The 24,531-nt window shown below is 50.1% G+C and carries 19 protein-coding genes; 8 read left to right on the top strand and 11 right to left on the bottom strand.

The window, feature by feature from the left end; all coding sequences use genetic code 11:
• Positions 1 to 110: 110 nt before the first annotated feature.
• The 3 genes from corA to polA all read right to left on the bottom strand — a co-directional run bounded on the left by corA (position 111) and on the right by polA (position 5,220).
• On the bottom strand, positions 111 to 1,190 hold the full coding sequence (corA, locus tag EHT25_RS20175) for a magnesium/cobalt transporter CorA (protein WP_124876922.1): 1,080 nt from the start codon (positions 1,188 to 1,190) through the stop codon (positions 111 to 113).
• Between the two features lie 95 nt (positions 1,191 to 1,285).
• On the bottom strand, positions 1,286 to 2,152 hold the full coding sequence (locus EHT25_RS20170; protein WP_124876921.1) for a universal stress protein: 867 nt from the start codon (positions 2,150 to 2,152) through the stop codon (positions 1,286 to 1,288).
• Positions 2,153 to 2,286: 134 nt separating this feature from the next.
• Positions 2,287 to 5,220 carry a DNA polymerase I gene (gene polA, locus EHT25_RS20165; RefSeq protein WP_124876920.1) on the bottom strand — a complete coding sequence of 978 codons (2,934 nt, stop codon included), beginning with the start codon at positions 5,218 to 5,220 and terminating at the stop codon, positions 2,287 to 2,289.
• 322 nt (positions 5,221 to 5,542) lie between these two features.
• On the opposite strand from polA, the gene EHT25_RS20160 reads away from it, so the two are divergent.
• Positions 5,543 to 5,881, top strand: a complete 339-nt coding sequence (locus EHT25_RS20160) for a PadR family transcriptional regulator (protein WP_124876919.1) — start codon at positions 5,543 to 5,545, stop codon at positions 5,879 to 5,881.
• A complete protein-coding gene (locus EHT25_RS20155) occupies positions 5,878 to 8,577 on the top strand; it encodes an ABC transporter permease (RefSeq protein WP_124876918.1) in 2,700 nt (899 codons plus the stop codon). The genes EHT25_RS20160 and EHT25_RS20155 overlap by 4 nt, the downstream gene beginning before the upstream one ends.
• Before the next feature lie 97 nt (positions 8,578 to 8,674).
• Here EHT25_RS20155 and EHT25_RS20150 read toward each other — a convergent pair whose 3' ends face one another.
• From EHT25_RS20150 to rbfA, 4 genes are all read right to left on the bottom strand, one after another.
• The gene (locus EHT25_RS20150; RefSeq protein ID WP_229311673.1) at positions 8,675 to 9,739 is read right to left on the bottom strand and encodes a 3-keto-disaccharide hydrolase; all 1,065 of its coding nucleotides are present in this window, start codon (positions 9,737 to 9,739) and stop codon (positions 8,675 to 8,677) included.
• Between the two features lie 37 nt (positions 9,740 to 9,776).
• A complete protein-coding gene (locus EHT25_RS20145; protein ID WP_124876917.1) occupies positions 9,777 to 12,335 on the bottom strand; it encodes a M1 family aminopeptidase in 2,559 nt (852 codons plus the stop codon).
• A 68-nt stretch (positions 12,336 to 12,403) separates the two neighbouring features.
• Positions 12,404 to 13,633 (bottom strand): FtsX-like permease family protein, encoded by a 1,230-nt coding sequence (locus EHT25_RS20140; RefSeq protein WP_124876916.1) that lies wholly within the window; start codon positions 13,631 to 13,633, stop codon positions 12,404 to 12,406.
• 3 nt (positions 13,634 to 13,636) lie between these two features.
• Entirely contained in the window at positions 13,637 to 14,014 is a 378-nt protein-coding gene (gene rbfA / locus EHT25_RS20135; protein WP_124876915.1) for a 30S ribosome-binding factor RbfA, read from the bottom strand.
• Positions 14,015 to 14,250: 236 nt separating this feature from the next.
• On the opposite strand from rbfA, the gene EHT25_RS20130 reads away from it, so the two are divergent.
• Complete coding sequence (locus tag EHT25_RS20130) at positions 14,251 to 15,678, top strand: hypothetical protein (RefSeq protein ID WP_229311672.1); 1,428 nt, start codon at positions 14,251 to 14,253, stop codon at positions 15,676 to 15,678.
• Here the strand turns inward: EHT25_RS20130 and rpiB are convergent.
• On the bottom strand, positions 15,668 to 16,102 hold the full coding sequence (rpiB, locus tag EHT25_RS20125; RefSeq protein ID WP_124876914.1) for a ribose 5-phosphate isomerase B: 435 nt from the start codon (positions 16,100 to 16,102) through the stop codon (positions 15,668 to 15,670). The two genes, EHT25_RS20130 and rpiB, sit on opposite strands and share 11 nt — an antisense overlap.
• A gap of 337 nt (positions 16,103 to 16,439) precedes the next feature.
• Between rpiB and EHT25_RS20120 the strand changes: the two genes are divergently transcribed.
• Positions 16,440 to 17,237, top strand: a complete 798-nt coding sequence (locus EHT25_RS20120) for an LOG family protein (protein WP_124876913.1) — start codon at positions 16,440 to 16,442, stop codon at positions 17,235 to 17,237.
• Between the two features lie 47 nt (positions 17,238 to 17,284).
• Here the strand turns inward: EHT25_RS20120 and EHT25_RS20115 are convergent, their stop codons facing one another.
• On the bottom strand, positions 17,285 to 18,280 hold the full coding sequence (locus EHT25_RS20115) for a ComEA family DNA-binding protein (protein ID WP_124876912.1): 996 nt from the start codon (positions 18,278 to 18,280) through the stop codon (positions 17,285 to 17,287).
• 259 nt (positions 18,281 to 18,539) lie between these two features.
• Here EHT25_RS20115 and EHT25_RS20110 point away from each other — a divergent pair, with 259 nt between their 5' ends.
• Together EHT25_RS20110 and EHT25_RS20105 are read left to right on the top strand one after the other, a co-directional pair.
• Positions 18,540 to 19,427 carry a DnaJ C-terminal domain-containing protein gene (locus EHT25_RS20110; RefSeq protein WP_124876911.1) on the top strand — a complete coding sequence of 296 codons (888 nt, stop codon included), beginning with the start codon at positions 18,540 to 18,542 and terminating at the stop codon, positions 19,425 to 19,427.
• 11 nt (positions 19,428 to 19,438) lie between these two features.
• On the top strand, positions 19,439 to 19,738 hold the full coding sequence (locus tag EHT25_RS20105) for a chaperone modulator CbpM (protein ID WP_124876910.1): 300 nt from the start codon (positions 19,439 to 19,441) through the stop codon (positions 19,736 to 19,738).
• A gap of 114 nt (positions 19,739 to 19,852) precedes the next feature.
• Here the strand turns inward: EHT25_RS20105 and EHT25_RS20100 are convergent, their stop codons facing one another.
• A complete protein-coding gene (locus tag EHT25_RS20100) occupies positions 19,853 to 20,242 on the bottom strand; it encodes a response regulator (RefSeq protein WP_124876909.1) in 390 nt (129 codons plus the stop codon).
• A gap of 114 nt (positions 20,243 to 20,356) precedes the next feature.
• Positions 20,357 to 21,979 (bottom strand): GAF domain-containing hybrid sensor histidine kinase/response regulator, encoded by a 1,623-nt coding sequence (locus EHT25_RS20095; RefSeq protein ID WP_124876908.1) that lies wholly within the window; start codon positions 21,977 to 21,979, stop codon positions 20,357 to 20,359.
• Positions 21,980 to 22,523: 544 nt separating this feature from the next.
• Here EHT25_RS20095 and EHT25_RS20090 point away from each other — a divergent pair.
• Both EHT25_RS20090 and EHT25_RS20085 read left to right on the top strand, forming a co-directional pair.
• Positions 22,524 to 24,023, top strand: coding sequence for a glycine--tRNA ligase (locus tag EHT25_RS20090; protein ID WP_124876907.1), 1,500 nt, complete (start codon positions 22,524 to 22,526; stop codon positions 24,021 to 24,023).
• Positions 24,024 to 24,080: 57 nt separating this feature from the next.
• Positions 24,081 to 24,530 carry an SRPBCC family protein gene (locus EHT25_RS20085; RefSeq protein ID WP_124876906.1) on the top strand — a complete coding sequence of 150 codons (450 nt, stop codon included), beginning with the start codon at positions 24,081 to 24,083 and terminating at the stop codon, positions 24,528 to 24,530.
• Position 24,531 lies beyond the last annotated feature (1 nt).

Raw genomic sequence — 24,531 nt, 5'->3', positions numbered from 1 at the left:
CCGTTTTACGGTGGCTGACGCACGAACAGAACGTGTCAGCCACCGAAGCGTCGGCCCGGCGAAGCGTCGGCCCGGCGAATACCGTAAACTGGAAACCGAAAACTATAAAACTAAAACCACCGTCTCCGGCGGAAATAAATAACCATTAAAACCGTCGAAACCGCCATCACACCCAAAACGACAAAGTACCCGTTTCGGGTGTGCAGTTCCGGCATATTGTCGAAATTCATTCCGTAGACGCCGACGATGAACGTTAACGGCATAAAAATAGCGGAAAAAATCGTCAGTGTTTTCATCACCGAGTTCATGCGGTTGCTGAGCGTTGAGAGATAGACATCGAGCAAACTCGTGGCTAATTCCCGGTACGAATCAATGCTGTCGAGCACCTGAACCACGTGGTCGTAGAGATCACGGAGGAAGGGCATGGTGGCTGGTTTGATCAAGTCACTCTCTTCCAGCACCATGCGGTTAATCATTTCCCGGACCGGCCAGACCAGTTTGCGCATCAGCGTCAATTCCCGCTTCAGGGTGTACATCCGCGTCAGCGTTTGCTGACCGGCGACCTGCTCGATGATGCTGTTTTCCAGAATTTCGAGCTTTTCGCCGATGTTGTCCAGCACCACAAAATAATGGTCGACCACTAAATCCATCAACGCATAGAGCAGGTAATCGGGGCCGTTGCGACGGGTTTTGCCGGCCGAGGCCTGAATGCGGTCGAGAACCGGCTGGAATATATCCGATTTGCGTTCTTCCTGAAACGAAATCAGGTAATTTTTCCCCATCACAAAACTCAGGTGTTCGCTTTCCAGCTCCTGCGTTTTTACGTTGAAATGCAGCATTTTCATTGTAGCGAATAAGTACGCCCCGTCGTATTCTTCCACTTTGGGTTTTTGCTGCGAATTCATCACGTCTTCGAGCAGCAGCGGATGCAAATGATATTGCTGCCCGATGCGTTCAACAACAGCCGGTTCGTGAATGCCATCAATATCCAGCCACGAAATCAGCGGTGACGTCTCAACCGGTTTACTACAGGTAGCCAGCCGTTTGACGGTTTCAACCGTATAATTCGCTTCATTGTATTCAATCCGGCGAATATTGGTTTTGTGGTCAATTTCCTGCCCAACATAAATCAGGGAACCCGGCGAAGCACCCACTTTTTTTTCAGAATGTTTATACCGGCGTTTGCCCATTTGATTACGTACCCACCGGCTTCAGTCCGTGGGGTCCGAAATAAGTAAGTTAGTCCCGATTCGTGAGATTTCACGGACCGAAGTCCGTGGGTACGTCAGTAATTCTCTTCGGCGTGATACACCAACACCGGCACGTTTGAATTCAGGACCATGCGTTTGGTCAGACTGGGGTTCAGCAATCGACTCAGAAAATCCCGTTTGCGAGTGGCCATCACCAGCAAATCAACCTGATGGGACGCGACGTATTTCGTCAAACCTTCCATCACATTGTCGGCGTTGACGATATCTTCCACAAACCGCTCCCGGCCAAATTCCGATTCAATCTGCCCGATATACGGCCGGTCGTCATTCACATCCGGTTGACTCTGCGCCTTGATATTGACCAGCCGCAGCGTCGACTGAAACGCCTGGGCCAGTTGCACCACCGGACGCAGAATGTGGTTTTCATCGAATTCCAGTTGGGTAGCATAGGCAATCGTATTTAACCGAACCGGGTGACTTCTCCCATGATCGAGCGTGGGAACCACCAAAACCGGGCAATGTGCCGTCATGGCGACATCAGCCGCTGAGCTTCCCGCCAGCCAGTCGAAAAATGTATCGATATGGCTGCGTCCCATCACAATCAGGTCCGGTTTTACCTCGTCGGCTACTTCCACAATTTCATCATCAATGGAACCGAAACGGGTTTCGATCCGGGTCTGGAACCCTTCTTTCTGCAGTTGTTCGGCCAGCTCCTGTAAATTCAGATCGCCAACGTCCTCCAGTTCCTGAGCCGCCATAATACCTGCCCCCATTTCTCCCGTTGGCAGTGTTGTGTCGGGAATGAAGGGCTGCGTAACGTGGGTGAGCACTAACGTCGTTTCCAGTCCATCATGAATATATTGTTTGGCCAGAAATTTCGCCCAGGCAAGGGCCAGGTTAGATGTGCCGGTAAAATCAGTCGGGACAAGGATATTTTTCATGGTATGAGGGATTAGTGATTCTATACTAACAAAAAAACAAGGCTACCGTTTTCGGTTTATGGTTTTCGCCGGGCCGACGTTTCTGTGGCTGACGCAAGCAAAAGAACGCGTCAGCCACAGAAAACCGTATACCGTCAATGCGCCACCAGCCAGTTTTCGCCAATCCCAATCCCGGTTTCCATCTTCACCGGCAGCGGAATTGCATTTTTCATCAGGTCAGCAACATTCTCCTTCAACAGGTCCAATTCATCTTTGTGGGCATCGAACACCAGTTCATCGTGCACCGTCAGGATCATGCGTGATTTCAGGCGGTTTTTTCGGATGAACTCGTCGATGTTGATCATGGCAATTTTGATCATATCGGCGGCCGAACCCTGAATCGGCGCATTAATGGCGTTGCGCTCGGCAAAACTCCGGTCGGTCATGTTCCGCGAATTGATGTCGCGCAAATAACGGCGTCGACCCAAAATGGTTTCGGCGTATTCACATTCACGAGCCTTGTTGATGGCCCCATCCATGTAGTCTTTGATAGCCGGAAACCCCGCAAAATATTCCTGAATGATTTCGGCGGCTTCCCGGCGCGGAATCCGCAACCGACGCGATAATCCAAAGGCCGAAATGCCGTAAATGATCCCAAAATTGACCATTTTGGCCTTCCGGCGCATGTCGGAATCGACCTCATCCAATCCCACTTTAAAGACTTTGCTAGCGGTTTGCGTGTGAATATCAATCCCATTATTAAATGCATCCAGCATCGTCTGGTCACCGCTGAAAGCCGCCATAATCCGCAATTCGATCTGCGAATAATCCGCCGACATGATCAGAAAATCGTCGCTGTGTGGCACAAACGCTTTGCGAATTTCGCGACCGCGCGGGGTTCGGATCGGAATATTTTGCAGGTTCGGATTCGTCGAACTCAACCGCCCGGTGGCGGCCACTGCCTGATTGAATGAGGTATGAATCCGGCCGTCGTGTTTACTCATCATGAGCGGAAGCGCATCGACGTAGGTGTTTTTCAGTTTGACCAGTTCACGATAATCCAGAATTTTCCGGGCAATTTCGTGATCGGCTTCCAGATCGGTCAGAATCTCCTCACCCGTTGCGTATTGACCGGTTTTGGTCTTTTTAGCTTTACTATCAAGCTTTAGCTTTTCAAACAGCACTTCACCCAACTGCTTCGGCGATCCCACATTGAACGGACCGCCCGCCAGTTCATAAATTTCGCCCTGCACCTGTCGGATGTCGGTTTCCAGTGTGGCCGAAAGCTCCGCCAGCGCGTTCATATCGACTTTGACCCCGCCCAGTTCCATGTCGCCCAACACCCGAACCAGCGGCATTTCGACTTCATAAAACAGTTTGGTCAACTGGTTTTTCTCCAGCAAAGGCAAAAAGGTATCTTTCAATTGCAGTGTAATGTCAGCGTCCTCGCCCGCGTACTCAACCACTTTCTGAATCTCGACATCGCGCATCGACAGCTGTTTCGGGCCTTTTTTCCCAATCAGTGTTTCGATGGAAACCGGTTCGTAATTCAGGTGCGTCATCGCCATGATGTCCATGTTGTGCCGCTGTTCCGGCTCAATGAGGTAATGCGCCACCATCGTATCGAACAGTTTGCCCTGTACTTCGATGCCGTATTTCTTCAGCATCAGCATGTCGTATTTCAGGTTCTGTCCGATTTTGGTTATCTCCGGATTCTCAAATACGGCCCGAAACTCCTCCACAATTGCCTGCGCCCCTTCCCGGTCGGACGGCACCGGAACATAGAACGCTTCGCCTTTGCGATACGCGAACGACAACCCCACCAGATCGGCTTCCACCGGATCGGTCGAAGTCGTTTCCGAGTCGAAACAAAGTGTTTGCTGCTGATTCAGGTAATGTACCAGACTTTTCCGCAATGCGGGCGTATCGACCAGCCGGTAATCGTGCACCACCGAGTATATCGTGCGCCGGGGTTCCTGCACCCGTTCAACGGTTTCGGTTTCCGTCCAGTCGGACTGCATATCGTCCGTGTTTTGCAAAACCGCTGGACGGGCGCCATTTTCAAAAGCCGTTATCACCTCGCCAACACCCGGTTTTCTGGACGAAGGTTGGGCAGCCGGAGCCAGCACGGCTTCGTCAAATAAACCCATCTGTCCTTTCGCGGCCGGTTTGGGAGCCTGCACCGGAAACGGACTCGGTTCGGAATCTTCTTCGCCCAGGAGTCGTTTCCGCAATTGCCGGAACTCCAGTTCGTCCAGCAATGCCGACAAACGGGGCTTATCCGGTTCAGAATGGATCAAAGCCTCTTCATTGAAATCGAGCGGTACGTCGAGGTGAATCGTGGCCAATTGTTTCGACAACATGCCCTGCTGGGCGAACTGCACGACATTTTCCTTTAATTTGCCCTTTAACTGACCGGCGTTGGCAATCAGGTTTTCGACGGTTCCAAATTCGGCAATCAGTTTCTGAGCGGTTTTTTCGCCGACGCCCGGAATCCCCGGAATGTTATCGACCGAATCACCCATCAACCCCAGCATGTCCGTCACCTGGCTAATATCCTGGATCTGCCAGCGTTCGAGCACTTCTTTCACACCCAGTTTCTCGGCTCCTTTGCCCATAAATGCCGGGCGATAAATATAAATATGCTCTTCAACCAGCTGGCCGTAATCTTTATCCGGCGTCATCATAAACACCTCAAAACCAGCCTTCGACGCCCGTTTTGCCATCGTTCCAATGATGTCGTCCGCTTCGTAGCCATCCAGAATCAGGATCGGAATATTCATGGCTTCCACCAGTTTTTTCACGTACGGAATCGCAATGGCAATGTCCTCGGGCATGGCCTGGCGGTTGGCCTTGTATTCCACAAAAGCCTCGTGCCGGAACGTCTTCTTGCTGCTATCGAACGCAACGCCGATGTGGGTCGGTTTTTCTTTCTGAAGAATTTCCAGCAGGGCGTTCGTAAAGCCGAAGACACAGCTGGTATTCAGGCCCCGGGAGGTGATGCGGGGGGCTTTGCTAAAGGCAAAATGGGCGCGGTAAATCAACGCCAGCGCATCCAGCAAAAACAGTTTCTTTTCTGGTTTAATCATTGGAAAGTTGCCGGAAAACAGTCTGCATAAACGGCAGAAAACGACCTGCGCAAATAACGAAATATCGTCTCCGTATCAAAATAGTAACGCCGACAATGGGGCATTGATTCCCAAATGTTCATTCTACTCCTTTCTATCTTCCGTTGTGATTCAACCGTGTACTTATCTCGAAAACCGCTGTCCACGACTGGACAAGGATCCGTCCGTTTCTGGACATTTCGTTTCCCAGTACCAAGCTCTTCTTGCTTAATTGCCACTTTTTTGGGTCTGGCATCAGATTTGATTTAAGAAATTGTATCTAATCAAATAAGCTGAATTTTTCATGAAAAAGACGATCCTGGGCGAATTGGAAGAACTGGTTTTGCTGGTGGTGGCCGCAAGTTCCGACGATGTCTATGGCGTGCCCGTCATGGAACAGCTTCAGGCCCTGACCGGCCGAAGCTTTACCGTCAGTGCGGTACACACAACGCTGTATCGGCTCGAAGAAAAAGGGTTCCTGTCTTCCTCGGTGGGTGGAGCGACAGCCGAACGGGGCGGAAGGCGTAAACGGCTGTTTGCGCTGACAGCCGCCGGTGGCCGGGTGTTGCTGGAGATTCAGCAAATGCGTCAGCAACTCTGGCAGTCTATTCCCGTTGGAAAATTAGAACTCCTGGGGCTATGAAAAAGCAACAAAAACCGGACAATCCCTCCTCTTCCGGCCCCACCTCCCCTCGTTGGGCGGACCGCCTGCTGGAATGGTTCGTAGCTCCTCACCTGCTGGAATACGTGCAGGGCGATTTGCAGGAACTATTCTACAAACGGGTGGAGCAGGTAGGTCCGACCCGCGCCCGTCGCGAGTACGTTTGGGCAGTGTTCCATTGCCTGACGCCCTTTTTTCATAAGCCACTCCGGCAAGGTACCGGCAAACCCATTTCTGATTACCCTCAACCCGCCCATACCGCTATGTTACGCAACTATTTCAAAATCGCTTTTCGGAACCTCGCCAAAAACAAGGGGTACTCCTTCATCAATATTTCGGGGCTCGCGATGGGCATGGCCGTGACGATGCTCATTGGGCTTTGGATTTACGACGAAATTTCGTTCAACCAGTATCATAAAAACTATGATGGCATCGCTCAGGTGAGGAGGTTATATACGGATCCCAATATCCAGAAAACCGATGGAACGGATGCCATGCAGTTTCCGATGGGAGCTGCTCTGAAAAGTCATTACCACCACTACTTTAAGCACATTCTGATGGCCTGGTGGGTGAGCGACTATACGGTTTCGGTGGCGGATAAAAAAATACAAAAAAAGGGTGAATTCATTGATCCGGGCGTTTTGGATATGCTTTCGCTGAAAATGCTCAGGGGAAGCTATGCATCGCTGAATGAACTCCACTCCATTGTGCTGTCGAAATCCACATCGGAAGCCATTTTTGGTGACGAAGATCCGATCAATAAAAAACTTAAAATTGATAACCGCATCGATGTCGTTGTGACGGGTGTATACGCGGACATACCTAAAAATAACCGGTTTGGCGAAGTGGAGTTTTTTTCGCCCTGGGATTTATGGGTGGCCTCCAATGATTGGATCAAACAAAATGAAACTGAATGGGGCAACAGTTCTTTCGGTATTTATGTGCAGTTGCAGCCCCCTATTTCCCTGGAAACCGCCAACGCCGGCATCAACGACTTTTATCAGAAAAGTACGCCAAAAGAAATGGCCGACCGAGCGGCAAAGTATGGCTACGAAGTTTTTTTATACCCGATGAATGAGTGGCATTTGTTTTCGGAATTTAAAAATGGAAGGGCGGCCGGTGGGCAAATTACGTTTGTCTGGCTTTTTGGTTGTGTCGGCCTTTTTGTTTTGCTGTTGGCCTGTATCAATTTCATGAATCTGAGCACGGCCCGAAGTGAAAAACGGGCGAAAGAAATTGGCGTGAGGAAAGCGATTGGTTCGTTGAAAAACCAGCTTATTCAACAGTTTTTAAGTGAATCTTTTCTGGTGGTAATACTGTCGTTTGTAGTATCGATGCTCCTGATTTTAATCGCTCTTCCCTGGTTTAATCATGTGGCCGACAAAGAATTATCGTTGCCATTTTCCAATTCATTTTTTTGGATAATCAGTTTGGTATTTATTGTGGTCACTACCTTTTTAGCTGGCGCTTACCCGGCCTTTTACCTCTCCGCTTTTCAGCCGGTGAAAGTACTGAAAGGCACGATTCGTTTGGGGCGCTTTGCGGCAATGCCGCGAAAAGTCCTGGTGGTGGTCCAGTTTACCGTTTCGGTCGTTCTGATCATCGGCACCATCGTCGTGTTTAAACAAATTCAATATGCGCAGGACCGCCCCGTGGGCTACAATCGGGAAGGCTTGATTACCATTCCAAAAAATGACCCTAATTATGTAGGCAAACTGGATGTGCTGCGAACTGAGTTGCTGAAAACCGGGATGGTAGCCGGGATGGAGCTATCGTCGAGCCCATTGACCGCCGTTTGGAACAATATGGGCGGTTTTAGTTGGAGCGGCAAAGACCCTGAGGTTGCCGATGATTTTGCCATCACCGATGTTTCATACGGTTTTGGCCAGTTGGTTCACTGGCAGTTGATGGCAGGCCGGGATTTTTCCAAAGCATTTGCAACCGACAGTACGAAAATGATTATTAATGAAACAGCCGCCAAATACCTTGGGTTAAAAAAGCCCGTTGGCGAGTTTATCACCTTTTACGACGGCAAAACATCCCGGCAAATTATTGGCGTGATCAAGGATATGGTCAGAAACTCGCCGTATGAACCCGAGAAACGTGCATTTTTCTTTTTAGATGCAAATTATAATTCCGCCAGCCAAATCGATATAAAAATCAAACCAACCGTCAGTGCGACTGAAGCGCTGCCGAAAATTGAAGCGGTTTTCAGGAAAGTAGTTCCTTCAGCAGCCTTCGACTACAAATTTGTTGATAGGGAGTTTGCTAAAAAATTCAGTAATGAAGAGCGAATCAGTAAGCTGGCTTCGTTTTTTGCCACGCTGGTCATTTTCATTAGTTGCCTGGGGCTGTTCGGATTGGCGTCGTTCGTCGCCGAGCAACGGACCAAAGAGATTGGCGTTCGCAAAGTACTGGGCGCTTCCGTACTGAATCTGTGGGGGTTACTGTCCAAAGACTTCGTGTCACTGGTTAGTATTGCACTGGGAATCGCGATCCCAATGTCCTGGTATGCGCTAACCAGCTGGCTTGAGAAATATACCTACCGCACCGAAATTTCCTGGTGGATTTTTGCAGTTTCGGGTGCCGGAGCTTTACTGATCACCCTGCTAACCGTCAGTTTCCAAAGCGTCAAAGCGGCTTTGATCAATCCGGTCAAAAGTTTGCGGTCAGAATAAAGGGACGCCTGCCTTCCATTGTTTCTCCATCCAGTCACATCAAAAACAGAAAAGGGCAGCTTGTGGCTGCCCTTTTGCAAGAATTTTATCATCAAAACTACAATTCCCGAACCCAGATGTTGCGGAAACTGAGCGGTTCACTTTTGTCGCCGTGGGCCTGCAATTTGATCGGAGCCGATTCGTATTTTTTGTATTTCGGTTGGCCGATGTATGTCGTCTCGCCTTTCAGTTCGTAGTTGTTCTGAACCACCACGCCGTTGTGAATCACCGTCACGTGGGCCGGAGTTTGCACCGAACCATCCGCCGTGAACGTAGGGGCTGTCCAGATGACGTCGTACACCTGCCACTCACCCGGTTTTTTGCTGGCATTCGCCAACGGAATCGCCTGTTTGTAGATGCTACCCGCCTGGCCGTTCGAGTAGGTTTTGTTTTCATACGAATCCAATACCTGCAATTCATAACCGGCGTCGCCCGGACCCGTTGAAGCCAGGAAAATACCACTGTTACCCCGGCTTTGGCCCGTCAACGAAATTTTCTCCGGAATTTTCCACTCGATGTGCAATTGGTAGTTCTTGAACGACTGCCTGGTTTCGATATTTCCGGCAGCTTTGTTGACGGTCAAAACGCCCTTTTCAACCGTCCAGTTGGCCGGTGATTTATCTTTCACCGAAACCCACTGATCCAGGTTCTTGCCGTCGAATAGTACAATGGCGTCGGAGGGCGCGTCGAGTGGCGTTTTTCCGGGTGTGATTACCTTCGGAACCGGATTCCAGACTTCGGTTTCTTCGGGCTTCATCCGGGGTGCACTGGCCGTTTCGGCCCCACCTTCCCGAGTCAGTGAACCGTTCAGGTCATTCCCGTTGAACGAGACCGTAATGTACATTTTATCACCTTCAATCCGGCCTTTAATCGGAATCGTGTTGTTCTGATAAACACTATTAAAGGAAAAGTCATTTCCGTTGACCTTGCCTTCGTTGATGGGCAGTTCGCCACTCGCGTTCCCAATTGTTCCGGTCAGCTTATCGCCCTCGGTTTTTAAATTTAACGTGATGGCGTAGTCATCGCCGATTTTGCCAATCCACTTGCCGTCAACCGGACCAGCAACAGAAATCGTTATACTAAGCAACGCGAGAAAAAAGGAAGTAAAAAGGGTTTTCTTCATACGGTTTTGTTGGTTTTCGTTTTTGAATCAGGTGGTTTTAAAAATCTTTAAACTGCTCGTACATTTCCTTCAGTTTCGGATCGCGTTCGCTTAAGCGAATGTCTTTTCGCATGGATTTAACGCCTTCGATGTCCTGCAGCAAACCGAGCACCTGATAGGCTCCAAACCGCACAAAGTACGCCGGGCTGGTTCGGGCCATCACTTCCAGCATTGGAATGGCCTGTCGCTGCGTGTCGGAACCCGATCGGATCAGGTATTTCCCGAAGACCTGCAAAAAGTTGTACAAATCCTGCGATTTCATGGTGTTCATCTTGTTGATGAACCAGGAATACCGGCTGGTATCGGTCGAATTGGCGTAAAAATTGGCCACCGCCGTCACAATATCGCCATTCGGTACATTCTCAAACCGGGCCGCAACTTCGGCCGCATCACCCGGTTTTGACAACAGATACGAATCCAGCGCCGACGATACGACCGCGTACGACGTGTCGTTCAGGGCTTCCCGAAACAACGGATCGTTGACGTTATCGCCGTACGACGCCAGCGTGTTGATGCCCTCCTGACGCACCAGCGATTTTTCGTCGTTGCGGGCTTTGCTCTGTACAATCCGTTCCACTTCGGCAAATTCCTGCCCATCGTATTCGGCAAAATTTCCCACAGCCACCTGCCGGATTTTCCAGAATTTATCCTTCATGGCATCCATCATCATGTGCCGAACCGTCGAATCGATCAGGTTGCTTTTGTTTTCCAGCCGGGTGATCGACTCGTATTTGTCCTGGTAATTATCCGCGTGGTAAAACTGAAAAACCAGTTCCGGCTTGTTTTTTTCCTGTTCAACGGTTCCCACAATTCGGTGGTCCGAGTCAAATACGATCAATTCCGGGCGTTGTTCGATCGGGAAAGTCAGAGCCTGTTTGGCCTTGTCGATCACCACTTCGTACGTCTTTTTCTGCCCTTTCACCCAAATATCGATTTTCACCGGTAGCCGGTAAATGGGTGTCTGTGTCGAATCCTGCTGCTGCATAACCGTCAACTGTACGGCGCCAGGTTTGAATTCTTTTTCGACCTTGATCACTGCGTGGCCCGGTTTCAGGAACCACTGATTGAAAAACCAGTTCAGGTCTTCGCCGGTTACTTCCTCGAAGGCTTCGCGCAAATCGCTCAGCTCGGCGGTTTTGAACCGGTGGCGCTTCAGATACAGCGTCAGGGATTCAAAGAAGGCTTCATCGCCAATGATCCGCCGGAGCAGGTGCAACACCCGCCCGCCTTTGGCGTACGAATGGCTGTCGAACATCTGCTCGCGGTCGGTATACCGGTATCGGATTAGCGGTTCCTGCTTCGTTTCCGATTCGGCCAGGTACTGATTGAGATCGTCCAACCCGTGCATATCCGCCGAATAAATGCCCTCGTGGTGTTCCCGCCAGAGGTATTCAGCATACGTCGCAAAGGCTTCATTCAACGGCAGATTGGCCCAGGATTCAGCCGTTGCCAGATTGCCAAACCAGTGGTGCGATAATTCGTGCGAAATCACATCATCGGAATTGCCATCGACCAGTTGCCGGTCTTCCATTTGCACGGTTTCGCCGTGGACGGTTGCCGTGGTGTTTTCCATCGCACCGGTTACAAAATCGCGCACGGCAATCTGACTGTATTTTTCCCAGACATACGGCACCCCAAATTTCTTCTCGAAAAATTCCACCATGGCGGGTGTTCGGCCAAAAATGCTACGGGCGGATTTTTCGTAGACCGGCTCGACAAAATAGCTGACTTCCAATGCTCCCCGGTCGGGTGTAGCCGCCAGCGAATCTTTCACGTAGGCAAATTCGCCCACCGCAATCATTGCCAGATACGGTGCGTGGGGCAGGGTTTGACGCCAGTAATCGGTGCGCATTCCTTCCTGATTTACCGTGGATGAAATCAGTTTTCCGTTGGAAAGCGTTCGGTATTTGTTCTCGACGGTCAGGTAAATTTCCTGCGTCATCTTTTCGTTGGGCGAATCGATGGTTGGAAACCAGCACGAATTGGCTTCGGTTTCGCCCTGCGTCCAGATCTGGCGCGGTTTATTCGGTTCGGCGCCGTCGTGATTGATGAAGTACAGACCTTTATCCTGCGAGATGGCCGCACTCCCGCCCAGCGGTCGTTCGTTCGGTTTGGCCGTGTAAACGATCTGAATATCAAAGGTATCGGCCCGGGTGTAGGTCCGGGGCAGTAACACGTGAATTTTCTGCCGGTCGTTGTACGTGTAATTGAGGGTATCGAAAACCGTCTCACCGGTTTTTAAGGTATCGAGCAGAAACACGCCTTTGATTTCAAATCCTTTCGCATCGACATCCAGTGTATTCTGCGGATAAAAATGGGGTTTAAACCGCAAACGTGCCATGCCATGCACCCATTGCCGCACCCAGTCGAAACTGAGATCAAGCCGGGTATGAATCAAATCGTGCGGGAGCGAACGGGACGGATTATAGGGTCCGTTAACGGGTGTGGGAGATGTCTTTTTATCGGAATCCGCAGCACGGGAAGCCTGTCCCAGTGCCCAGTGACTACCGATGAAAAAAACAAGGACTATACCGATATTTCGGAAAATCTTAAACATACTGCGTATTCACTTAGCCTCTTTCAAAACGCGAAAATCCGCATTTTAGTAAGTTGTTGTCAATTTGTCTACTGCACACTATCCACCGCTTTTGATACGGCAGCTGCCTTTTTTGCTGGAAACCAGGATACGACAATCGTTACAATGATCACAATAAGTGTGGTAATGACCAGATCATTGGCTTCCAGTTTCACCGGATACGCGTCGATGAGTGAACTCTCGATGCCCATCGATACAAACCCGAAACGCTGCTGCAACAGACACAGGGCAATCCCCAGCACCAGTCCGATAATTGCCCCAATAAAAGCCACAATACTGCCTTCGAACAGAAAAATCCGCCGAACCAGCGAGGGTGACGCGCCCATCGCGTACAGGATTGCGACATCATCTTTCTTTTCAATGGCCAGCATCGACAACGAGAAAAAGATGTTGATCGACGCAATCAGCACCAGAAAAGCCAGTGTAACGGTTACAAACAGTTTCTCGATGCGAATGGCCCGAAACAGATCCGGATTCAGATCGTCCCGGTCTTTAATGACCACGTTGCTTCCCAATTGCTGCTGGAGTGTTTTCTTTACCTCAGCAATCTCCACACCCGGTTTTACCTGCAATTCCAGCGAAGATAACTGATTTTGTTGATAGCCAACCAATTCACGGACAACACTTAGCGGGGCTAAAACGTAATCGTTGAAATTATCTTCAATAAAAAAAACGCCCGAAACCAAAAAATTAGCCTGGTTAAAGGCATCGGATGACAAAACTGAATAGGTCTTGCGATTTTGCGGATACCAGAGTTCCAGCGGAGTCAGCATATCTTCGGGCGAAATCAGCAATGCGTTCCGCACTCCTTCGGCCACCAGCGCATAATTCACGCCGTCTTCCTGCAAACGGAGTTTACCCTCCACCAGTGCCGTGTCGAGTTGGCGACGCTGCAGGTACGAATTGTCGATGCCTTTCAGCTTGATCACCGTCTGTCCGTCGCGGTAACGGGCCAGCGCGTTGTCTTCAATGACCTGCGTGATCAGCACCACGTCACCGGTTTTTCGGATGGCTTGCAGCAATTCAGGCGAAGCCGTCAGGCGTTTTCCCAACGCGGGCGCAACGGTCAGGTCGGCTTCGAATGTCTTGAAAATCATCCGGTTCAGTTCCTCCATCCCATTAAAAACCGACAACACCACCACCAACGCCATCGTCCCCACGCCCACGCCCAGCATCGACACCAGCGAAATCAGATTGATGAAACTACGTTTGCGTTTCGAGAAAAAATACCGTCGGGCGATCCAGAGGGGCAGGTTCATAGGTCAGTCCTCATCGTCTTCTTCCGGCGCGGGCGGAATGTCGAGATTGGCAAAAATAGCGTCCATTTTGGCGGCATATTCGGCCGTGTCGTCGAGGTAAAAATGCAATTCCGGCATAATCCGGAGCTGGTGCCGCACGCGTTCGGCAAGCTGCTGCCGGATCGCTTTGCTTTTCTCCTTGATCGATTCCAGCAGCAGTTCTTTATTCGGGGTTACCAGAAAGCTCACATACACCCGTGCAATGCTAAAATCGGGTGACACCCGCACGTTCGTAACGGTGATAAAAGCGCCGTTGAACAGGTGTCGGCTGTCGCGTTGAAAGATTTCACTCAGATCCTTCTGCAACAACCTCGATACTTTCTGTTGTCGTTTCGATTCCATTTTTGAAAAACAATGAACCGCACGGGCGGCCCCGAATTAACAATGAATAATGAAGGCCGAAATAAATACATGCCTTATTTTGATTTTAATTAGGGGCCGCCCGTGCGGTTCATTTTTAATTGTTCATTATTCATTTTAAGCGGTGCAAATATCCGCCTTTTATTCGACTTCTTTCACCTTAAAGCCTTAATTTCGTCGTTCCATTTAGTGGTACATACCGTAAACCAACGAGTCCCTTGTTAAGTTTTTTTCGGGTTAACGCCACCCTTCAGATTGTTGGTCTGATGCTTTTGCTGCTCCTGATTCGATTGCCGTTTCTGCTGTCGCCCCCTCCCCTGCTGGTTCCGGAACTGAACTGGATGCTGGTGGGCGAACAGATGAACAACGGCAATCTGCTGTACCGCGACATCTGGGACAGCGTCAGCCCGCTTTCGGCGCTGGTTTACTGGCTGCTGGATATGGCGGTTGGACGGTCGCACCTGGCCTACCATGTGGCCGGAACGGCGCTGGCGGCTTTTCAGGTGTTGTATTTCAACTGGGTGATGAACGTCCGGGATATTTATCCCGACCGCAACTGGATTCCCGGCCTGATCTACGTCCTGTTTCTGAACATGTCGTTCGATTGCAGCACCTTGTCGCCGGTTTTGCTGTCAACGACCTTTCTGCTGCTGGCATTTGGCACGCTCATCAAACAAATGGACCGGCGCGGAGCCACCGACGAAGTTTTTGAAGTCGGTTTTTACATCAGTCTCGCGGCCCTGTTTTATTTACCTTCGGCCCTGTTCATTTTGTGGGCATTGATGGCCTTGCTGCTGTTTACCGGGGCGAGTTTCCGGCAGCATTCCCTCCTGATTTTCGGTTTTGCGTTCCCGATTGTCCTGACGCTCCTGTATTATTACCTGGCCGATAGTCTGGCCGATTTAAACCGCAATCTGTTATCATCGGTTTTTCGGGTTCGGCAATACGACCTGACCGATTTCCAGACGTTGCTGGCTTCCATGTTCCTGCCTTTTGCCATGGGTACCCTCGGTTTACTGAGTCTGTTTCGGCAAACCACCCGGTATGTTAATTTCCAGCAACGTTGCCAGCAAATCATGATGATCTGGGCGCTGACGGCGGTGATTTCGGTGGCGCTGATGCCATTTCTGGCTCCGATGCTGTTTATCAGTTTTGTTCCGGCGCTGGCTTTTTTTGCGTCGTATTACTTCCAGGGAATTCGCCGGGAGTGGATAGCTGAATTTATATTTCTGGGGGTATTTGTCTTTACCCTCCTGATTCTTTACCAGGGGGCACTGGCGCTGGTTCCTAAATGGGAACTGGGCCAACTCAGTGCCTTACAGGTCAAAACATCGCCCATCGACCGGCATATCCAGCAGCAGCGCATCCTGGTCATTGGGGAAGACCTCAGTGCCTATCGAAATAATCAGGCAGCCACACCGTATCTGAACTGGGATTTAGCCAAATTCGATCTCCGAAACCTCGACAATTACGAAAGCGTGATCAGCGTTTACGATCATTTCCGCAAAGACCCACCCAGTTACATCATTGATAAAGAAGGAGTTATTAAAAAACTTTTTCAGCGTGCGCCCTCCCTTTCGGCCATGTACGAAAAGACGGATTTACCGGACGTTTACCACCGAAAAGAGGCAGCCATCAACAACTGATTTTCCCCACCCGCGTCTGGTGCCTTCCTCCTTCAAATTCTGTAGCGAGAAAAATTTTCACACATTCCAGCGCTTCTTCGGCCGAAATATACCGTTCCGGCAGGCAAAGAATATTGGCGTTGTTGTGTTGACGGGCCAGCGCGGCCAATTCGGGCAGCCAGCACAAAGCGGCCCGAATGCCCTGGTGTTTGTTGGCCGTAATGGCGACGCCATTGCCACTCCCGCAAACCAGAATGCCCCAGTCGAATTGCTTGTTTTCGACAGCTGATGCCACGGGATGAGCAAAATCCGGATAATCAGCGGAGGCTTCCGTATAAGTTCCAAAATCTTTCGTCGGATAGCCTTCTTTTTCCAGCCAGGCGACAATTTCCTGTTTATACGCAAATCCGGCGTGATCGGCACCAACGGCAATTGAGGGTTTCATGGGATTTTTATTAACTATTGAAACTAAAACTACGATATTACGTTATTATGTTCCGGTTCTGCGCTGAGCAGCAGCGGACAGACAGGAGGGCCAACATTTTTCACACCAACATGTCCGTTTTTTTTACAAAGTAAGTGATCAAATAAGCATCAACAACACAATTCATTCCGGAAACTTTACAGATAAGGTCAAAAACCGCCCCGGTTTTGCTGACCTGTCATTTGGAAAGATACCCACCATCAGCGAGTCTGGAAGTTGAAATTGGTTCGGGGTTAAACTGTTTAATCGCAGACGCCCGAAGAATCCAACACCCACGGCTGCTAAATCCGAAAAATACATGGAATCCGAAAAAACAGTACATCGGTCTGAAACCCAGAATGTTTCGCAAATACAAAAAGACCTTCCCAAACGCGACGAGTTGCTGCTTACTCCCGACGAGCAGCGCATCAAAGAAGCCTTTCAGGACCGCAATTGGAGTGAAATAAAAATTGCCGACTCCTGGGTCATTTTCAAGGTGATGGCCGAGTTCGTCGAAGGATTCGACAAGCTCGCCAAAATCGGTCCCTGCGTGTCCATTTTTGGCTCGGCCCGCACCAAACCGGACAATCCGTATTATCAGATGGCCGAAGAAATTGCGGCTAAGCTCGTGAAGCACGGCTACGGCGTCATTACCGGCGGTGGACCCGGTATCATGGAAGCGGGGAACAAAGGCGCTTTCGAGCAGGGCGGAAAATCGGTCGGCCTGAACATTGAACTCCCGTTTGAACAGGAAAGCAACATTTATATCGACCCGGACAAGAACATCAATTTCGATTTCTTTTTCGTTCGGAAAGTCATGTTCGTCAAATATGCGCAGGGGTTTATTGCGCTTCCGGGCGGTTTCGGAACACTGGACGAATTATTCGAGTCGCTGACGCTGATTCAGACGAAGAAAATTGCGCGCTTCCCGATCGTGCTGGTTGGCCGATCCTTCTGGCAGGGACTGGTCGATTGGATTGAACAAACCATCCTGGAAAAAGAACACAACATCAACCCCGGCGATATGAACCTGATTTCGCTGGTCGACACGCCGGATGAAGCCGTCAAAGCCATCGACGATTTCTACATGAAATACCTGTTGAAACCCAATTTTTAACCGAAACGGGTCTGCGGTTTTGAGACGTTCAAAACCGCAGCTGTATTCTAAAACTCCAGATAGGGCGTCAGTTTTTCAATCGTTCTGGCGTCGAGAACGCGAAGGTTGCGGAGCGATTCGGGTGAGGTATACGGCCCGTGTTGCGTCCGGTAGTTGACAATGATTTCGGCCTGCCGTTTGGTTAGATAGACGTGCCGATCGAGGGTTTCGGCGCTTGCGGTATTGATCGGTATTTTATTTGCCGGTGTCTGCAACTGGCCGTATTTGGTCAGTTCACTCAACGCCAGGGAGTCCAGACCGAATATTTCGGTGTATTGTTCCGTCGAAATAAAACCGCCCAACGCATCCCGAAACTTCACAATCCGGTTCGCCAGTTTGGAGCCAATGCCCCGTAACTTGATAAGTTCAGTGGTGTCCGCCGTATTGATGTCAAACGATTGCAAAACCGGTTTGCTAAACCGGTCCGACGAATACGCTGGTTTAGCGTAAGGTACTGCTTTATCGGTATTGGTTTTGTTTTTGTAAAACGGGTTAGGATACGAATCCGGTGACTTTCCACTGGTTTTATCCTCACTCAATCGAATGTACGGTTCCAGGTCGGCATACAGCTCCGGCGAAAAATCGTAAATCCTCAATAAATCTTCCTTTTTGCGAAACTGCCCGCCTTTGGATCGGTACCGGACAATGCGGTCGGCCAGCCAGCGGGGTACCCCCAGGCGTTGCCAGCTTTCGGAGTCGATGGTGTTGGGATTAAAGGCAAACCGGTCAATTTTCCGGCTCTCGACCACCGACTCTGTGTGTTCGGGGTGGTGGTCAGATCGGTCGTCATCGGCTATTTTGTCTTTTTCGAGCAGGGCAACCAGGCTGTCAAGCTGGCGTTTATTAGAAGCAGACGTATCCGGAACCTGATCGGGAACCCACTGGCGATAAGCCAGCGGCAGCGCCAACAGGAAGCCGGTAAGTGTCAGCAATGCCAACATCCCCCGTGCTTCTTGTTGGGATACTCCGAAATAATCCCGGAGTATTGCTACTACCTTCTTCATCGTTGGTGCCGGAATTCAATAGGTTGGTGTTACGGAGGGTTTCCGGAACCTACATGATTAGACGGAGCGACACCAGGAAAGTAACACGTCCAGTACCAAAAGAACTACCATTTTGTCGTATTGCCGCAAAGCGTAACTTAGGGGGCGATTTCCGGGTCCGGAAAAACCGTAGGTGCCCTGAACAAATCGAAGCAAACAGCGGTTTTGGAAGGGTAAAGCAAATGCCACTCCTCATCCGAATTTTACGTTTTACACTGCTATGGCATTTATCGATTATTACAATGTCCTGGGCATACAAAAAAATGCCTCCACCGACGATATAAAAAAGGCGTATCGAAAACTGGCCCGGAAATACCATCCGGATTTAAACCCCAACGACCAGGAAGCCAATACGCGATTCCAGCAAATCAACGAAGCCAATGAGGTATTGAGCGATCCCGACAAACGGAAGAAATACGACCAATATGGCGAAGAATGGAAACATGCCGAGCAGTTTGAGCAGGCCCGGCAGTCGCAGCAGCAAGCCGGTCGAAGCGAGCAGCGGTTTTCCGGTGATGCCTTCTCCGGCAGCGATTTTTCCGATTTTTTCGAATCTTTTTTTGGCGAAAAACCGCGTGGCAGCGGTGGCCGACAGGCCCAGTTCCGTGGACAGGATTATTCCTCTGAACTCCAGATCAGTCTGCGGGAAGCCTACGAGACCCACCAGCACACGCTTTCCGTCAACGGTAAAAACATCCGCATTACGGTACCCGCCGGTATTGCTAACGGGCAGGTAATCAAATTGAAAGGCCAGGGCGGACCAGGAGCCAATGGCGGCCCCGCCGGTGACATCTATATCACTTTTGTCATTGCCGAAGATGCCGATTTTAAACGACTGAACGACGATCTGTATAAAACCGTTGAGTTGGATTTATACACGGCGGTTCTGGGCGGAGACACAACCATCGAGACCTTAAGTGGGAAAGTAAAGTTAAAAGTGGCCCCGGAAACCCAGATCGGTACCAAAGTTCGGTTAAAGGGCAAAGGCTTTCCGGTTTACAAACAGGAAGGAAAATTTGGGGATCTTTACGTCACCTATTCGGTAAAAATCCCGACCGGTTTGACCGAAAAACAGAGAGCATTATTTAAAGAACTATCTGAATTATAACCAGTTAGAATATGCTACCGGAAGATGTAATTCTTGTTGAAGACTACTGTCTTAAGTACCAGATAGAGCACGCGTTTGTTTTTTCCCTGGAAGAATACGGCCTCATCGAACTGGTTGTGGTGGAAGCGCAAAAATGCATTCCTCTCCATCAGATGCAGGCCATCGAGAAATTCAGCAACCTGTATTATGATCTGAATATCAACCTAGACGGGATTGATGCGATCAGTCATTTGCTGCAAAAAATTGAAGTCATGCAGGACGAAATCCGACTGCTGAAAAGTAAGCTGAGTCTGTATACTATTCCGGTGTAACGGTATTTTCCCTTGCAGTCCGGTACGTTCGGATCGGCTACGGCATTTTCAAAGGCCACAGCAACCCGGCACTCCGCATCCGAGAGCGATCAAAACCGATCATCCATTGACGGTTCAGCCAATTTCAGGAATTGGCTGCAGGAACCCTTCTATCTTGTCCAGCAGATCTTGTACGACAAAAGGCTTGGTTAAATAAGCATCCGGCGCGGAATGACTCATCGCTTGCCGGGCAATTGGCCATTCGGCCCCGGAAATCAGGATGACGGGCAACTTAAACGGCAATGCTTTTACCGCTTCCAGAACTTCCACCCCACTCATCTGCGGCATCAATAAATCCAGAATTACCAGATCCGGACGCTGAATCGATTGGTGAATCCAGTTCAGGGCTTCCCGCCCGTTGTTGGCGATCAGTACCTCATAACCGGTTTTGGTTAATCGGGAGGTCAATAAATGCCGGTAAACGACATCATCGTCCACTACTAAAATTGTCTTCTTTTCTCGCATTTTTCATGGTCGGCAACGTTTTCCCGTTTAAACAAGGAATCGTTGCCAAAGTTTTACACGTTGAATTTTAGAACTCACCCCTCTTTTCTAACTCACTGAAATACAAGCTACGGGTTACGATAACTCCTTCAAAATTCGAACCAGATCGTGCGGCAAAAACGGTTTTCGTAAAAAAAATTGAAAACCGGTCGATTTCACGCGCTCAATCGTTTCGACACTATCATCCGCAGATACGGCAACAAGGGGTACACCGGGCTGCAACTCCTGCAGGTTTTGGGCCAACTCGTAGCCGTCGAGTTCCGGCATGTGCAAATCCAGTAAAATAGCCCGGTACGGCACGGTTCGGGCCGATTCCAGGGCCTTTAGCGGGGAATTGAACGTGGCTACCTGTCCCCCCTGTTTAGCAATAAGGTGAGCCAGTAGTTTGGTATTCAGCGGATTGTCGTCAACGGCGAGCAGCAAATCATTCGGTTGTGAGAGTCTGGACGACCGTTCTTTCGGAGCCGTTTCAAGAACCGGTAGATGCAGGCGAAAACCGAATTGCGATCCTTCCCCTTCCCGGCTGCGGACTTCCAGCTTACTACCCATTAGCTCAAGGAGTTGCCGGCAAATGGCCAATCCAAGACCGGTGCCCCCGTAGAGTCGCGTGGTGGAAGCCGAAACCTGGGTGTATTCGTTAAAGAGAAGCGCCAGGGATTTTGGGGGAATTCCTATCCCGGTATCGCTCACCTCAATTTTCAGATCGATTTCGGACGCATCATCAGACGTCACCGATACATGAACCCGCACCTCACCAGCTTCCGTAAATTTAATGGCATTACTGATCAGGTTAACCAAAACCTGGAAAATGCGCGTCGCATCGCCCTTCAACTGGCCTGGTAGCCGGGCATCTATTTGGGTAACCAATTGAATGTTTTTCTGTTGAACCCGCCAGTTCTGCATTTCAACCGCCTGCTGAATCAGCTCGCTCAGTGAGAACGGAATGGATTCGAGCACCAGCTTCCCCGCCTGTAACTTGCTGTAATCGAGAATATTATTGACCAGATTAACGAGCGTCCGCCCGGTCGTTTGCAAACGGCGAAGGCTCTTCTGCTGGTCATCACGCGGTTTTTCATCGATCAGCAACTGGGTATAGCCTTCCAGCGCATGCAGCGGTGTACGGATTTCGTGGCTCAGCGTTGCCAGCAGTTGCGATTTCTGACGCGCCAGTTCTTCGGCTTCCGCCCGGGCCTTCACCAGCCGGTTGTTGGTCCGACGCAACTCCATCAACAACATCACCTGAGCCGCCAGCGCCTGTAAAGTCATTTTCTGCGCAGGAGCCAGTTGGCGGGGATAATGATCGATCACACAGATGGAACCAATGGCGAACCCCTCCGACGACAGCAAGGGAACGCCCGCGTAGAAAATGATGTTCGGCGGACCCGTTACGGCGGGGTTATCCCAAAAGCGGTGATCCATCTTCGTATCTTCCACAATCAAGGGATGGACGTTGACGATGGTATGCGCGCAAAGCGAAATTTCCCGCGGAATGTTCTCAACCGCCAGGCCAAAATACGACTTCACCCACTGCCGGTCCTTGTCGATCAGACTAACCATGGCGATGGGAGTCTGACAAATCTGGGAAGCAATGTGCGAAACCCGGTCATATTCAGCTTCGGGGGCCGTATCCAGCAGGAAATACTGGCGCAACGACTCAAGCCGTTGGGCGTCGTTATCAGGAATGGGAGCAATCAACATAAGGAACGGGTTGAAACCGGTCGAAAATAGATTTCAGTACAAAAAGCGAATCCGTGCGAGCTTGCTTCAAAAATGGGTCAGATGGGCCTTCGCTAATTGAAACATTCCTTTGGATATAAAGTAGTTTTGAAGGAAATCCGTACAGCGCAGTATTTACGGTTAAATACAGTTTTAATTTTCATCATTTTAAAGAAATAATAGAGATGGCAGCGTACCTATCTGTTGACAAAAAGCGTTCCAGATAGCCCTTTCCACGGTATAGAGATGCCTTTTCTACCCTTATTTAATAACTTATTAATCACTATTCTCTTCCTTTAATTTGCCTTTAATATGTTACCCAAACTGCATAAATGGTGCCAAATTTTAATCTGGAAGGCCATAATTTGGGGTACAAATGCCAGATTTTCGGATTGCATTCCCAAGGCTGTTGCGGCTTGGTTCCAATTGACAAAGGACCCCATCCGAACCGGGCGGTTTTTAGGATGGCTCAAAAGTGTAAAATTTTTGTTAGGCGACTGGTCTAAATCCGTATTTTTGCGGCATCATGGAAGACGCAAAACCGAAACAGGCTCCGGCCACCTCTCTGCAAGACATTATTTCCCACGCCAAAGAATACGGCTTCGTGTTCCCGTCCAGTGAAATTTACGACGGTTTACAGGCGGTTTACGACTACGGTCAGAACGGCGTGGAACTGAAAAATAACCTCAAATCGGTCTGGTGGAAGGCCATGACGCAGGTTCACGACAACGTGGTGGGCATCGATGCGTCGATTTTCATGCACCCGCTGACCTGGAAAGCCTCGGGTCACGTCGATTCGTTCAACGACCCGATGATCGACAATAAAGACTCTAAAAAACGGTACCGCGCCGATCAGTTGCTCGAGTTGAAAGCCGAAGAATATGCCGCCAATGGCCAGGCCGAAAAAGGGCACGAACTGCTGCTCGAAATGGGTCGCCTGCTGGGCGAAAACGACCTCGACGGCGTTCGGGAACTGATCATTAGCGAAGGCATCGTCGATCCGATTTCCAAAACCGCCAACTGGACCGAAGTGCGGCAGTTTAACCTGATGTTCTCCACGCAGGTGGGTTCCGTGGCCGAAGACTCCAGTCTGATTTACCTGCGTCCCGAAACCGCTCAGGGTATTTTTGTCAATTTTCTGAACGTTCAGAAAACCGGTCGGATGAAGATTCCGTTCGGGATTGCGCAAATCGGCAAAGCGTTTCGCAACGAGATCGTGGCCCGGCAATTTACGTTCCGGATGCGCGAATTCGAACAGATGGAAATGCAGTTTTTCGTTCGTCCCGGCACCGAAATGGAATGGTACGAAAAATGGAAAACCGCCCGGCTGAATTTCCACAAAGCCGTCGGTCTGCCCGCCGAAAAATTGAAATTCCACATTCACGAGAAACTCGCGCATTACGCCAATGCGGCTGTCGATATCGAATACCAGTTTCCGTTTGGTTTCCGCGAAATGGAGGGTATTCACTCCCGCACCGATTTTGACCTGAAAAGCCACCAGGAACTGAGTCGGAAAAAGCAGCAGTATTTTGACAACGACCTGGACGAAAACGGCAAACCGTTTGGCAATTACATTCCGTACGTGGTCGAAACCTCCGTCGGTGCGGACCGACTGTTTCTGGCAGTTTTCTGCAATGCGTTGACGGAAGAAGTGGTGGGTGAAGGTGAAAACCAGAAAACCCGGACGTACCTGAAACTGCATCCGGCGTTGGCACCGGTGAAAGCCGCCATCTTCCCACTCGTTCGGAAAGACGGTTTGCCGGAAAAAGCCCAGCAGATTCTCAAGCTGTTGCGCAGCGATTTCCGGGTCATTTACGAAGAACGCGACGCCATCGGCAAACGGTATACGCGTCAGGATCTGATCGGTACGCCGTTCTGCATCGCCGTCGATTACCAGACGCTGGAAGATGACACCGTTACCATTCGCCACCGCGACTCTACCGAGCAAATCCGGATGCATATCAGCGAACTGAAGCAGCACATCGGCCAGGCCGTATCGATGGAACGGATTCTGGAACAACTTTAAAATCGCACCTACGGGCCAGCGGGCGCTCCCGTTGAGTCCGCCGGTCCGTAGGTACGTATGAAAATCTCGCTTTACACATCCGTTGAACAAGATTACCGACAGGTGTGGGCGGGATTTACGCAGACGCTTTTTGACCAACTCAGTCCGCCGTTTCCGCCCGTCAAAGTCGTTCGGTTTGATGGCTGTCAGAAAGGCGATATGGTCCATTTGCGCCTGAACTTTCTATTATTCAGGCAGGACTGGATCAGTCGCATCACCGACCAGCAGGCTACCGATCAGGAAATTTACTTCATCGACGAAGGCATCCAACTGCCCTTCTTTCTCGCCTACTGGCACCACAAACACCGCATCATTCGCGACGGTGATCAAACGCGCATTGCCGACGAAATCCACTTCCGAACGCCCAGCCGACTGACGGATTTCCTGCTCTACCCCATCATGTACGGTTTATTTGCCTATCGGAAACCGATCTACAAACGATTTTTCAAACCGCTGACAGGGCCTTAAG

This window comes from Larkinella rosea (assembly GCF_003858635.1).
GTDB lineage: Bacteria > Bacteroidota > Bacteroidia > Cytophagales > Spirosomataceae > Larkinella > Larkinella rosea.
The sequence above is the reverse complement of the archived record's forward strand: the minus strand, read 5'-3'. Positions and strand labels throughout refer to the sequence as shown.